Genomic DNA, 12261 nt, shown 5'->3' on the forward strand with positions numbered 1-12261 from the left:
CCTGCTGCTGTACACCGACGGGCTGACCGAGGCACGCACCGACGCTGTCGGTGGCCGTTACGGAGACGGCGCCCTGCAGGCTTTCGCCGCCAGCCTCGCGCCCGCCACGGCAGCCTCCGCGGTCACCGCCCTGCTGGATGAACTGGGCGGCGGCGTGCAAGATGACACCGCGTTGCTGGCCCTCAGCGTCCTCTATCCCGCACCCGGATCACGGCGGCCGGCCTGACCGCAACCCAGCAGCCGCCCGGCTGTCAAGGCCAGGGCACGGGCCAATGCGGCCGAGGCGAAGGTGCTGACCCGGACCAAGGCGATCGAGGTGTCCGGCCGGGTGCGGCGAAGCCCGCTCGTGCAGTGCCGCTGGCCCGTGGCGCTGGCCGCTGGCATCCCGATTGCCGGCTCGGTGGCCATCTGGCGGTAGAAGAAAGATATGACGGCGCTGAACCCATGGCGGGCCGGCACGCGGGCTCAAACATGCGACAGGAGGCGGGGCCGGCGGTCCTCAGATCTGGAGGCAGCCCGGGCCTGGCCGGCCGCCGGCCCAGCAGGACGGTGTTGCCACCGGGTCCGCGACCTTCACCTCGCCGCCCGGCGCGTGCGCGGGCTGGCCGGCCCGGCATCTGCCATGTTTGAGGGTTTACGTGCGGGTAGAAGAGCCTCACGGACCTTGAGGATGGCGCCACGAAGGTCAAGTACGGCTTCAAGGAATCGGGCACCTGCAGTCCGCATTGACTCGCGGGGGCCCGTGAGCCGACGCGGCGGCCCCGCGCCGTCAGTCTGGCACCAGATTCGGGATCTCCGCCCGTGCGGGCGGCACTAGGAAGGAAACAAGCCGATGTATATCGGTATCGGAACCGTAGTGCTCATCGTGATCATTGTGCTGGTCATTCTCATGCTGCGCCGGCGCTTATGTCCCGGCCGCGGTTTTCGAAATGCCGCGCACTCACGCCCCGCCGGCACAGCACCGCCGGGACGGGAACTTATGAGAGCTGAGGCCACGTCAGCCGCCCCCGGTATTCCGGATCTGACACGCCCAGCCCAGCGGTGACAGATCCCGGTCACACCGGCGACGCTGACCACGCCTCGCACCGCCGAAGGCGCCGCGGCCCGGCTCGTTAACCTCGACATACCTTCTTCCCGTCCTCCGGGCAGCCAGCCGTCAGGAGTCCGCTTGATCATCCTCGATCACGCCGTCGGCGGCCGCCGGCACTACTTCTGATCATGGCACCGGACGAGACGGCCGCCACGCCAGGCCGCAGCGGGCAACCTCGCGCTAATGTCCGCGTAACCGAGGACCTGGAAATTCCCAGGCCCCTGCGGCTGCTCCTCACGGCCGGCTGGAGCCTGACCGAGTCCGTCGGGCTGCCCGCCGCGGCCTACATCGCCGCCGCGTGGGTCGATGGCCGCGACGCGGGCCTGATCGCAGGCCTAGCGGCCATCTGGCTTACCGCGGTCATCCGCAAGATCGCAACCGGATCCGTGCCGAGCCTGCTGACGATTTCCGCGGTCGTCCTGACCCTGCAGGCCGCGGTGGTGCTTGCCACCGGCGAACTATGGCTATTCTTGCTGCAATTCCCGCTCGCGAACCTTGCCATGTGCCTGCTGTTCGCCCGGACGGCACGCGGCCCGGACCCCCTCGTCGCCAGGCTCGCAGCTGAAGTAGTCGCGCTACGCCAGCCAGCCACCTGCCACCCCGGCCTGCACCGCTTCTTCCAGGGGGCCACCTGGCTGTGGGCAGGCATCTTCCTGCTACTCACGGCCGGCCTGGCAGTGCTCATGATGACCGAGCCGGCCGGCCTGTTCCTGACCCTCTCCACAGCCGCCACCGCCGCCCTCGTCATAGCGGGCACCGGCGCGTCCACCCTGTGGTTCCTCCTGGTACTGCGCACACTCGGGCTCAGGCTCCGGTTCGCCCCGGCCTGAGGCTGATCAGCCCAGCAAGCTCCGCACCAGAACCCTGTCAGGGCCACGTCTTCCTACCCGGCGCCCCGCCCGCCCAGGGCGTGGCCGGCGTGCCCGATAGACCAGTTCTGTTCTCCGCCGCCGGTCATCGCCCCGGTGTGTCCGGCGAGCGGGCCCGCTTTGCGGAACGCGAGCCGGATCGCTGTGGCCGGCTGGGGGTCGGCGGCGGACCGGACCCCCCGGCGGCTCGCGCGCGGGCGGCCTGGCGTACCAGGTGATCCCGCTCGGCGACGTTCGTGGCCCGGCGGGCGGCCTCGGCGTACGCGGTGGCGGCGGCGGCCAGGTCGCCGTCGAGCTCGTGCAGGTGCCCGCGCGCGGCGTGCCAGCGGTGCCGCTCGCCGATCACCTCGCGCAGCCGGTCCGTCTCGCGCAGCCCGGCAGTGGCACCGAGGACATGGCCGGCCGCGACCGCGCGGCCGAGCACCGCGGCGGGGTCCTGGCGCACGGGGTCTCCGGTCAGCGCGACGAGGTCGTCGTACCAGGCGAGGATCTGCGGCCAGTCGGTCTCCTCGGCGCTCGCTGCGTCGTCGTGCAGGGCGGCGATCGCGGCCTGGACCTGGTAGCGGCCCGGGCGCTGTTCCTCGGTCTGCATGGCGAGCGCCGATTGCAGGACCCGCACCCCCTCGGCGATAGCGCGGGTGTCCCACAGGCCGCGGTCCTGCCGGTCGAGCGTGACGATCCGGCCCGCGGCGTCCTGCCGGGCCGCGCGCCGGGCGTGGTTGAGGAGCATCAGCGCCAGCAGCCCGCGCGCCTCCGGCTCGTCGGTGGCCAGCGTGAGCCGGCGGGCGAGCCGGATCGCCTCGGCGGCCAGGTCGACCCGGCCGGCGTGGCCCGCCGTGTAGACGAGGTAGAGCACGCGCAGGACGACCGCGAGGTCGCCCGGCCGGTCCAGCCGCCGCCCGCGCAGGGCGCGCTTGGCGCGGCTGATCCGCTGGGCCATCGTCGCCTCCGGGACGAAGAAGGCGTCGGCGATCTCCCGGGTGGTGAGGCCGCCGACGGCGCGGAGGGTCAGCGCGACCTGGGAGGTGGGCGCGAGGTCGGGGTGGCAGCAGCAGAAGAGGACGAACAGCGTGTCGTCGCCCTCCTCGACGTCGGCCGCGTCCGGCCGCGGCTCGGCGTGGACGGCCTCCTCGCGGCGGGCGCGGGCGGCCTCGCGCCGGCGGGCGTCGACGAGCCGCCGCGTGGCGACCGTCGTCAGCCACGCGCGCGGGTCGTCCGCCGGGTGCTCGGGCCAGACCCGGAGGGCCTCGATCAACGCCTCCTGAAGCGCGTCCTCGGCGGCGTCGAAGTCCTCGCCGCGCCGGACCAGGCCGGCCAGGACGCGGGGGACGAGAGCGCGCAGCGCGCCCTCGTCCAGCGGTGGCGTCGTGGGCGTCATCCCTCGCCGTGGGCGTCGGCCGACATGACCTCGCGCACGTCGAGCCACTCGTACAGCGCCTCGCCCCGCGGGCCGGGCTCCGACGACACGTAGGCGGCGACCTCCAGCGCGCGCTCGCGCGACTCGACGTCGATCATGAACCAGCCCGCGATCAGCTCGCTGGTCTCGGGGTGCGGGCCGTCGGTGGTGACCGGCGCGGCGCCCTCGCCGCCGTAGCGCACCCACGTGCGCGTCGGCGTCAGCGCCTGCGCGTCGACGTACTCGCCGCGCTCCTGGAGCATCGCGACGACGTGGCGCTGGAAGGCGATGTGCGCCTCGACGTCCTCGGGCGCCCACTGGTCCATCGGCGGGAACGGGTGGTGCGGCTCGGGGCCGCCGCGGTAGTGCTTGAGGATCAGGTACTTGGGCATCGGGGTCTCCTGGCGGTCGCGGGCCGCGCCGGTCGCGGCCCTTCACCGGGTGAGCGCAGCAGGATGCAGCGTCTCGACCGCCGCCGCGAACGTGGCGCGTCGCCGCTCCCGAGCCGCGGGGGTCCGGGAGCCCGCGTCCGCGGTCCGCGCGTGGCCCGCGCGACCTAGCTCTTCGGGTCGTTGCGTGGGCCCTTCGCCTGCACGTAGATTGGTGACGCCGGTTCATGATCGATTCCGCGGACGTCACCCCACTGGACGGACGCGTCGCACGATCCCGTCGCACGCGCGCGGCGATCGTCGAGGCGTTGGTCGGCCTGCTCGAAGCGGGCAATCCTCAGCCGACGGTCGAGGAGATCGCCGCGCGAGCGGGGGTCGCCCCGCGGACCGTCTTCCAGCACTACGCCGACCGCGAGGCGCTGTTCGCCGCGGTCTCCGCGCACCGCGAGGCGCACCTGCAGGAGCTGATGGGCGCGATCGACCCGGGCGCGCCGCTGGCGCGGCGCATCGAGGAGATCGCCGCCCAGCGCGCGCGGATCTACGAGTGGATCGCGGCCGTGCGCCGCGGCGCGCTGCTGATGGAGCCGTTCTCGCCGTCGGTCCACGCGTCGCTGGAGGCCTTCCGCGCGGCCAAGCGCGAGGAGCTGGCGCGGGTCTTCGCGGCCGAGCTGGCCGCGCGCGCCGACGCGGGCGAGCGCGCCGCGCTGGCCGCCGCGCTCGGCGCCGTCGCCTCGTGGTCGGCGTGGGACGCGCTGCGCGCCCAGCAGGGCCTGGACGTCGAGGCGGCGTCCGCGGCGCTGAGGCTCACGCTGACGGGGCTGCTGGCCGACCGCGCGTCCTGACGCGGCACACTGGACGCATGCTGGATCGCGCCCGTGTCCGGGCTCCGGAACTCGACGGCGCCAGCGGCTGGGTCGGCGTCGACTCGCTCTCGCTGGCGCGGCTGCGGGGCAAGGTCGTCCTGCTGGACTTCTGGACGCTGGCCTGCGTCAACTGCCAGCGCGTGGTCGAGGAGCTGCGCGGGCTGGAGCGGCGCTTCGCGGACGCGCTGGTCGTCGTCGGCGTGCACTCGCCGAAGTTCCCCCACGAGCACGACCACGGCGCGGTCCGCGACGCGGTCGCCCGGCACCGGATCGAGCACCCGGTGCTCGACGACCCGGCGATGGCGACGTGGGACGCCTACGCGGTCAAGGCGTGGCCGACGCTCGTGCTGATCGACGCCGACGGGCGCGTCGCGCTGACGGTCTCCGGGGAGGGCCACGCGGTGACGCTGGCGTCGGCGATCGAGGCGCTGATCGACGAGGCGCGGGAGCGGGGGACGCTGCGGCGCGGCCGCCTGGAGGACGTGGCCGACGCCGCCGACGCCGACGCGGCGGTCGGCGCGGTCGGCACCGGCGAGCTGGCGTTCCCCGGCAAGGTCGCGATCGAGGACGGCGCGACGCGCGCGCCGCGGATCGCGATCGCCGACACCGGCCACGACCGCGTGCTCGTCGGGACGCTCAACGGCGAGATCGAGCACGAGCTCACCGGCTTCTACCAGCCGCAGGGCGTGCGCTTCGACGGCGTCGGCGACACCGCGTCGCTGCTGGTCTGCGAGACCGGCGCCGACCGCGTCTGGCGCGTCTGGCTGGACGGCCGCCCGCGCGAGCTGATCACCGACCAGCTGAAGGCGCCGTGGGACGTGGTCGTCTGGCACGGGCACGTCGTGGTCGCCGAGGCCGGCCGCCACCGGCTGTGGGCGGTCGACCGCGCGGGCGAGCTGCAGGTCCTGGCCGGGACCGGCGCCGAAGGCCTCCACGACGGCCCGGGCCTGGAGGCCGTGCTGGCCCAGCCCAGCGCGCTGGCCGTCACCGCCGACGGCGACCTCGCGTTCCTGGACGCCGAGGCCAGCGCGCTGCGCGTGCTGCGCGCCGGGACGTTCGCGGTGCGGACGCTCGCGGGCGCCGGGCTGTTCGCCTGGGGCGACGAGGACGGCGACGGCGACCGCGCGCGGCTGCAGCACCCGCTCGGCCTCACGCTCGGGCCCAACGGCGAGCTGTACGTCGCCGACACGTTCAACGACGTCCTGCGCGTCTGGCGCGGCGCGCACCTGTGGACGGTGCCGGTGCGGGACTTCACCGAGCCCGGCGGCCTCGCCGCGCTGCCCGACGGCCGCCTGCTGGTCGCCGACACCGGCCGGCACCGGATCGTGCGCGTCGACCCGCTGCGCGCGCGGACCAAGACGCTGGCGGTCGGGCGCCCGGGCTCCAGCGACACGCCCGCCGACCAGCCCGAGGCGATCGCCGGGACGCTCGTGGAGCCCGCGGGCACGACGGTCACCGTCCAGCTCGACCTCGACCAGGGCGACGACCATCTCGATCCCGCCGGCGGGCCGCCGGTGCGCGTGCGGGCGACGGCCAGCGAGGAGGGCCTGCTGCGCGAGCCGACGTCGTGGACGGCCTCGGCGCTGCCGGTCTCGATCGACCTCGCGCTCGGGCGCGAGGCCGGCTCGGGCCGGATCACGCTGGAGCTGCTGGCCGCCACCTGCGGCCCGGACGCGTGCCGCCTGCGGCGCACGCAGCGCGCCTACGACGTGCTGTTGACCTAACCGCGTCACATCTCTCCCGACCGCCCGGTTGTGGACGATGCCGGACGCAACGAAGGATCCTCGGGAGGAGTCATCACCACGATGCGCAGCATCACGGCCGCCACGCTGACGACCGCCCTGCTCGGGGCGGTCGCGCTCGGCGTTGGGGCCAGCGAGGCGGTCGCCCGCCCGGACCTGCCGCAGTACGTCACCGCCGACCGCGTCGTGACGCACGACGTCACCTACAGGGTGGCGCCCAACGCGACGCAGACGTTCGAGCTGCCGATCGCCGAGCTGGCGATTCCGCGGGCGATCCTCGTCCCGTGCTGGGGCTTCGACCTGACCGGGCCGGGGATCGACCTGGCCGCGGCCGGGCTGCGGACCTACGGCTGGGTCGCCGAGCCGGGCGTTCACCGGCCCTACGACCGGCAGACCGTGCTGCGCGCCGACGGCTGGTACCTGCCCGAGTCGCGCGCGGCCGTCCACCTCCGCGAGCGGTACGCCGGCGCGCGCTGCCGTCAGATCGGCTGGAGCCGGTACGTCGACGCCCGCTCCGGCGTGGCCAGCGCGGACGAGATCCGTCGCGCGCGGTCCCACCCCCACGGGATGGTGCTGATCCGCCACCCGCGCCGGAAGGGCGAGGTCCGGCCGGCCAACCGGCTCGACGACGGCTCGGTCCGGGTCAGGCTCGGCGGGCTGCGCCTGTTGCGCCGCAGCCGCCAGATGCGGCTCGTCGTCACCCTCGACGCCGGCCGGCTGGCCGGTCCCACCACGATCACGCTTCATGCGCGCGTCCTGGTCCGGCGGTAGCGCGCTGGTCGCCCGCGTGCCGGCGCTGCTCGCGCTCGGCGCCGTCGTCTGCGCCGCCGCGCCGGCGGCCGAGGCCAGGCGGGCGCCGCGCGCGACGCGCGCGCTGTGCGTCGACCACGTCACCGTGCGCGACGCGCCCTACGGCTACGCGATCGGCCACCTGTACCGCCCGCAGCGGCTGGCCGTCCTCGGACGGCCGGTCGATCGCTGGGTGCTCATCCGCGCTCGCGAGGGCCTGATGGGCTGGATCCCGAACGGGGCGCTGTGCCCGGCTCAGGCCCGAAGGCGCTGAGCGACGAGCGGCTGGTCGCCGCGCTGCGCGCCGGGGAGCCCGGCGCGTTCGACGCGATCCACGACCGCTACCGCCCGCTGCTGGTGCGCTTCGCGCGGCGCGTGCTCGCCGGCCGCCAGGCCGTCGCCGAGGACGTCGTCCAGGAGGCGCTGCTGCGCGCCTACCGCGGGCTGCTGCGCGACGACCGCCCGATCGCGCTGCGCCCGTGGCTGTACCGGCTGACGCGCAACTGCTGCCTGGACGAGCTGAGCCGGATCCGGACCGACACCGTCGACCTGGCGGTCATCGAGGGCGGCGCGCTGGCCGCGCCCGCGCACCTGGAGCCCGCGGTGGCGGCCGAGGGCCGCGCGCGGCTGCGCCAGGTGATCGACGACCTCGCGGTCCTGCCGGAGTCCCAGCGCCACGCCTTGGTGCGCCGCGAGCTGGACGGGATCACCCACGCGCAGCTGGCGCGCGAGCTGGGGATGAGCGAGCCGGCCGCGCGCTCGCTCGTGCACCGCGCGCGCGGCACGCTGGCCAAGATCGAGGGCGGGCGACGCGCGGACTGCGACGAGGTGCGCGCCGAGCTGCTGGCCGCCCACGACGCGCGGCACCGGCCGCCGGCACGGGCGCTGCGCCACCTCACGGCGTGCCCGCGGTGCCGCGAGTTCCGCGTCGCGCTGAAGGCCGAGCGGCGCGCGCTGCGGCTGCTGGCCCCGGCGCCGCTGCTGCTGACCGTCCTCGGCGCGGGCGGCGGGGTCGGCGTCAAGCTCGGCGGGGCCTCGAAGGGCGCGGCGGTCACCGCGGGCGCGCTGGCGGTCGCGGGCGTGGCGGGGATCGTCGGGGCCGAGCAGGTCTTCGGGCCGGGCGACCCGGCGCCGGTCGCGCTGTCGAGCCCGGCGCTGCCCGCGCACGGCGTCGCCAAGGGCGTCGCGCTGCCGCGCGGCACCGCGATCGTGCGGCGCGACGTGCTGCTGCGCGCGGGCGCCCGGCACGCGCCGCGGACGCTGCGGATCGGCTGTCCGGCCGGGCTGGCGGTCGCCGACCTGCTGCCGCCGACCGGCGCGCGGCTGGACGTCAGCTACGTGCCGGGGACCGTCGTCGGCGTCGCGCGCAGCGCGACGATCCGCCTGCGGCTCAACGGCGCGCCGCCCGCCGCCGACCGCCGCGCGCGCGTCGGGATCCTGTGCAAGCGGCCCGACGCGACCGGGTCGCTGCGCTGGTCCGCGCAGGGGCCTTGATCGAACGCTCTACCCTGGGTGGCCGACGATGCCCGAGCTGCCCGAGGTCGAGATCACCGCGCGCCGCCTGAGCGACGCGCTGGCCGGCGCGACGATCGAGTCGACGATGGCGCCGGGGTTGAACGCGCTGAAGACGTTCGACCCGCCGCTGCACGCGCTGGACGGGCGGCAGATCGAGGGCGTGCGGCGGATCGGCAAGCACCTCGTGGTCGACGTCAGCGGCGAGTTGAAGGTCTTGCTGCACCTGATGAGCGCGGGCCGCCTGCAGTTGTACGACAAGCGCGCGTCGCTGCGCGACAAGACGTCGCGGCTGCTGATCCGGATCGACGACGGCCGCGAGCTGCGGCTGCGCGAGTTCGGCACCAAGCAGCGCGCGTGGGTGAAGGTCCTGACGCCGGAGGGCCTGGCCGCCGACGACGCGATCGCGGCGCTGGGGCCCGAGGCGTGGCCCGAGCCGCCGGAGGACCTGGCCGCGCTGTTGAAGCCTGTCGGCGCGCGGCCGCTGCAGGCCGCGCTGCGCGACCAGCACGTCATCACCGGCATCGGCCGCTCGTGGGTCGACGAGATCCTCTGGACCGCCAAGCTGTCGCCGTTCAAGCGCGCCAACGAGCTGGACGCCGACGAGGCCCGCGCGCTGCGCGACGCGATCGTCGCGCGCCTCGGCGGCGCGATCGACCACTACGAGGACGTCGTCGCGCTGCCGATCCCCGACAAGCTGCCGCTGCCGCTGCTGGTCCACCGCCACCACGGCGAGCCGTGCCCGCGCTGCGGCACGACGATCGAGGCGGTGCACTACGAGGACTACGTGCTCTGCTACTGCCCCGAGGAGCAGACCGGCGGCCGCGTGCTGAAGGACCGCCGGCTGTCGCGGCTGCTGAAGTAGGCCGCGCCGCGCCCCGCCGCGCCCCGCGGCGCCGCCCGCCGGGCCTATCATGGAGGGCATGGGCAAGATCCACGATGGAGTCCAAGCCCCCGACTTCGAGCTTCCCGACCAGAACGGCGAGCCCGTCCGGCTCTCCGACTTCCGCGGCCGCAAGGTCGTGTTGTACTTCTACCCCAAGGCCAACACGCCGGGCTGCACCACGCAGGCGTGCGGCATCCGCGACCACCTGACCGACTTCACCGACCACGGCGCGGTCGTCCTCGGCGTCTCGCCCGACCCGGTCAAGGCCGTCAAGAAGTTCTCCGAGAAGCAGCACCTCAACTTCGAGCTGCTCGCCGACGAGCACCACGAGGTCTGCGAGGCCTACGGGGTCTGGGTCGAGAAGTCCATGTACGGCAAGACCTACTGGGGCGCCAAGCGCGCGACGTTCGTCATCGACGAGGACGGCGTCGTCCGCGCGGCCTTCAAGGCGAACCCCGAGACCCACGACCAGGACGTCCTCACGATCCTGGGCGAGCTGAACGCCGCGGCCTAGCTTCCGCGTTCGTTCAGGCGGAAGTCGTCGTGAAGGTCAGCGTTGGCGAGCCGAACTGGCGTCGGGACAAGAACGGACCGGAACAGCGCGAGGACGTCTTCATCGACGGTACGTGGTGGCCGGTCGGCCACGAGGATCTGGTCGCGCACGGCCGGGTCAGCGCCTTTGGCGACGGTTCGGTGTGGCTCGACATCGATACGGATCCGTGGCAAGCGGTTGTCGGTGACGGTGATGCTTCGGCTATCGGCGTCCGGACGCTGTTCGGTCACACCGCTGCCGAAAGGCCTATGAGCCTGCACGGGGTGCGGTTCGTGGGCGGAGAGGCCGACCCCGGCTCGCCTCGGTCACGCGTCCGCTATGTGGCCGACCGCTTGGTCTACGGGATCGAGGCAGCGACCGAGGACGACGTCTATCTGCAAACGCTGCAGACCTCGTTCAGAGGGTTGCGTGAGTGGCTCATGGGCTGGACCAAGGACACGACGACGCCGTTGCCGTGCGTGCGCCCGGTCCCCTCTGACGAGGGCTCGGACGGTCGTCGACTCTCGGATGAGCGGGTGCATCTGGCGTCGTTCGAGGTCGATGACGTTCGTATCCAAGCGACGGTGGCGTTCAGCCTCTCGACGATGGGTCGTTTCACCAGGCTCTACGAGACCTCGGCAACGCTTCTGCTCGAGGCGACCGCACCGCTTTCGCTCACGGAGTGGAAGCAACGCTGGATCGAACCGCTTCGTGATCTCGTCTTGTTCGGGACGCGCGAGCAGACGGTGGTGCTGTTCCTCACCGGGCATCCTGACGCGCGCTGCGACCCACTCCAGGAGATCCGGGTCTACGAGGCGCCGGACGTGGCAGTGCACCAACCCGACCACGTTGAATACCATCAGCGAGATCTTCTGCCCGCTGGGATATGGGAGCAGGAGGGTTTCTCCGATCTGATCGCGGAGTGGCGCAAGCTGCACGCTGATCTGGGCGCCGTCGCGCGATCGTTGTTCGAGGTGTTGAACTCCCCGGACATCCCTCTGTTGACGCGGTTGCTTCGCCTCACCTCGTGTGCTGAGGGCTATCACCGTGCGCTGCATGACGACCCGCCGTTCACCGACGAGGAACACGCGGAGATGTTGGAGGCAATGATCGACGCGCTGCCGGAGAAAGCGACGGTCAGAAAGCACTACGAGGGTCGGCTCGCACACGCCAACAGCCAGTCCCAGCGTGCGCGGATCAGGTGGTTGATCGAGCGAGCCGCTGAAGCGGACGACCGTCTGGAAGGCCACGCCGCCAAGCTGACGAGTCGTCTCGTCGAGTGGCGCAACGACCACACCCATCTTCCGGACGAGGTCACGATGCCTCCGCTCCATGAGTTGTTGTTGCTGAATGCCGTGTTGACGTACGTGTTGGAGGCCAACGTGCTGCTCGACCTCGGGATCGGCGAGAACACCAAATATTGCCTGGCGCACGGGCACAGCTGGGACGACCCGATCCCTGCCTACGTCGTCTCGCGTCGTACGTGATGGCCGCGACGGCTCGCTCGTAAGATCGTGGGTGGATGCGCACCCGCTCCCGCCCGACGCCGCCGTAGGACCGCCGCCGCGCGCCCGTTCGCGCGCGGCTCCGAGTCCTGTCGTCCGTCGTCGTCCTCGAACCCGGGAGCGAGAACGTGTTGGTGTCCTACCGCGCCGTCCTGGCGCGTCCGGGCGCGCGCCGCTTGGCGCTCGCCTGCTCGATGGGGTGGCTGTCGTTCGCCGCCTATGGCCTGGCGGTCGTGCTCGCGGTGCGCGAGGCGACCGGCTCGTTCGCGACCGCCGGCGGCGCGGTCGCCGCGTTCTCGGCGGGCTCGTCGCTGTTGGCGCCCGCGCGCGGGCGGCTGGTCGACCGGCGCGGCGTGCGCGTCGTCGCGGTCCTGGCGGCGGCGCACGCGCTCGCGATGGCGCTGCTGGTCGTGGGCTGCGTCGCCCGTTGGCCGCCGGGAGGCCTGCTCGGCGCGGCCGCGGTGGCGGGCGCGTGCGTGCCGCCGCTGATCGCGACCGCTCGCGCGCTGTGGCCGGCCGTCGCCGGCGGCGACCTCGTCCGCGCCGGCCACGCGCTCAACGCGGCGCTGGGCGACGCGGGCCAGGTCGCCGGGCCGGCGCTCGTCGGCGGCGTCGCGGCGCTGGCCTCGTCGGCCGCCGCCGCGCTCGCGCTGCTGTTCCCGGGCGTGGCGGTCGGCGCGGTCGTGTT

General features: G+C 73.8%; 12 protein-coding genes and 1 pseudogene. 11 read left to right on the plus strand and 2 right to left on the minus strand.

Annotation, left to right across the window (positions count from 1 at the left end):
- On the plus strand, nt 1–226 hold a 226-nt coding region (locus VFG42_RS03920; RefSeq protein ID WP_324905466.1), incomplete at its 5' end, for a SpoIIE family protein phosphatase.
- A gap of 992 nt (nt 227–1218) precedes the next feature.
- Nucleotides 1219–1920, plus strand: coding sequence for a hypothetical protein (locus tag VFG42_RS03925; RefSeq protein ID WP_324905468.1), 702 nt, complete (start codon nt 1219–1221; stop codon nt 1918–1920).
- 124 nt (nt 1921–2044) lie between these two features.
- Here VFG42_RS03925 and VFG42_RS03930 read toward each other — a convergent pair whose 3' ends face one another.
- Nucleotides 2045–3337, minus strand: coding sequence for an RNA polymerase sigma factor (locus VFG42_RS03930; protein ID WP_324905470.1), 1293 nt, complete (start codon nt 3335–3337; stop codon nt 2045–2047).
- On the minus strand, nt 3334–3747 hold the full coding sequence (locus VFG42_RS03935) for a hypothetical protein (protein WP_324905472.1): 414 nt from the start codon (nt 3745–3747) through the stop codon (nt 3334–3336). The genes VFG42_RS03930 and VFG42_RS03935 overlap by 4 nt, the downstream gene beginning before the upstream one ends.
- Before the next feature lie 224 nt (nt 3748–3971).
- Here VFG42_RS03935 and VFG42_RS03940 point away from each other — a divergent pair, with 224 nt between their 5' ends.
- From VFG42_RS03940 to VFG42_RS03980, 9 genes and pseudogenes are all read left to right on the plus strand, one after another.
- Entirely contained in the window at nt 3972–4586 is a 615-nt protein-coding gene (locus tag VFG42_RS03940; RefSeq protein ID WP_324905474.1) for a TetR/AcrR family transcriptional regulator, read from the plus strand.
- A gap of 17 nt (nt 4587–4603) precedes the next feature.
- A complete protein-coding gene (locus tag VFG42_RS03945) occupies nt 4604–6331 on the plus strand; it encodes a thioredoxin-like domain-containing protein (protein ID WP_324905476.1) in 1728 nt (575 codons plus the stop codon).
- An 81-nt stretch (nt 6332–6412) separates the two neighbouring features.
- A complete protein-coding gene (locus VFG42_RS03950) occupies nt 6413–7120 on the plus strand; it encodes a hypothetical protein (protein WP_324905478.1) in 708 nt (235 codons plus the stop codon).
- Nucleotides 7095–7412 carry a hypothetical protein gene (locus VFG42_RS03955; protein ID WP_324905481.1) on the plus strand — a complete coding sequence of 106 codons (318 nt, stop codon included), beginning with the start codon at nt 7095–7097 and terminating at the stop codon, nt 7410–7412. The genes VFG42_RS03950 and VFG42_RS03955 overlap by 26 nt, the downstream gene beginning before the upstream one ends.
- Nucleotides 7385–8632, plus strand: a complete 1248-nt coding sequence (locus VFG42_RS03960; RefSeq protein WP_324905483.1) for a sigma-70 family RNA polymerase sigma factor — start codon at nt 7385–7387, stop codon at nt 8630–8632. The genes VFG42_RS03955 and VFG42_RS03960 overlap by 28 nt, the downstream gene beginning before the upstream one ends.
- Nucleotides 8633–8660: 28 nt before the next feature.
- Nucleotides 8661–9515 (plus strand): DNA-formamidopyrimidine glycosylase family protein, encoded by an 855-nt coding sequence (locus VFG42_RS03965; protein WP_324905485.1) that lies wholly within the window; start codon nt 8661–8663, stop codon nt 9513–9515.
- Nucleotides 9516–9573: 58 nt separating this feature from the next.
- Nucleotides 9574–10050 (plus strand): thioredoxin-dependent thiol peroxidase, encoded by a 477-nt coding sequence (gene bcp / locus VFG42_RS03970; RefSeq protein ID WP_324905487.1) that lies wholly within the window; start codon nt 9574–9576, stop codon nt 10048–10050.
- 29 nt (nt 10051–10079) lie between these two features.
- Nucleotides 10080–11555, plus strand: a complete 1476-nt coding sequence (locus VFG42_RS03975; protein WP_324905489.1) for a HEPN domain-containing protein — start codon at nt 10080–10082, stop codon at nt 11553–11555.
- 146 nt (nt 11556–11701) lie between these two features.
- A pseudogene (locus VFG42_RS03980) lies at nt 11702–12261 on the plus strand (MFS transporter); the annotation flags it as partial.

It is taken from the genome of Baekduia sp., from assembly GCF_035685985.1.
Taxonomy (GTDB): Bacteria; Actinomycetota; Thermoleophilia; order Solirubrobacterales; family Solirubrobacteraceae; genus Baekduia.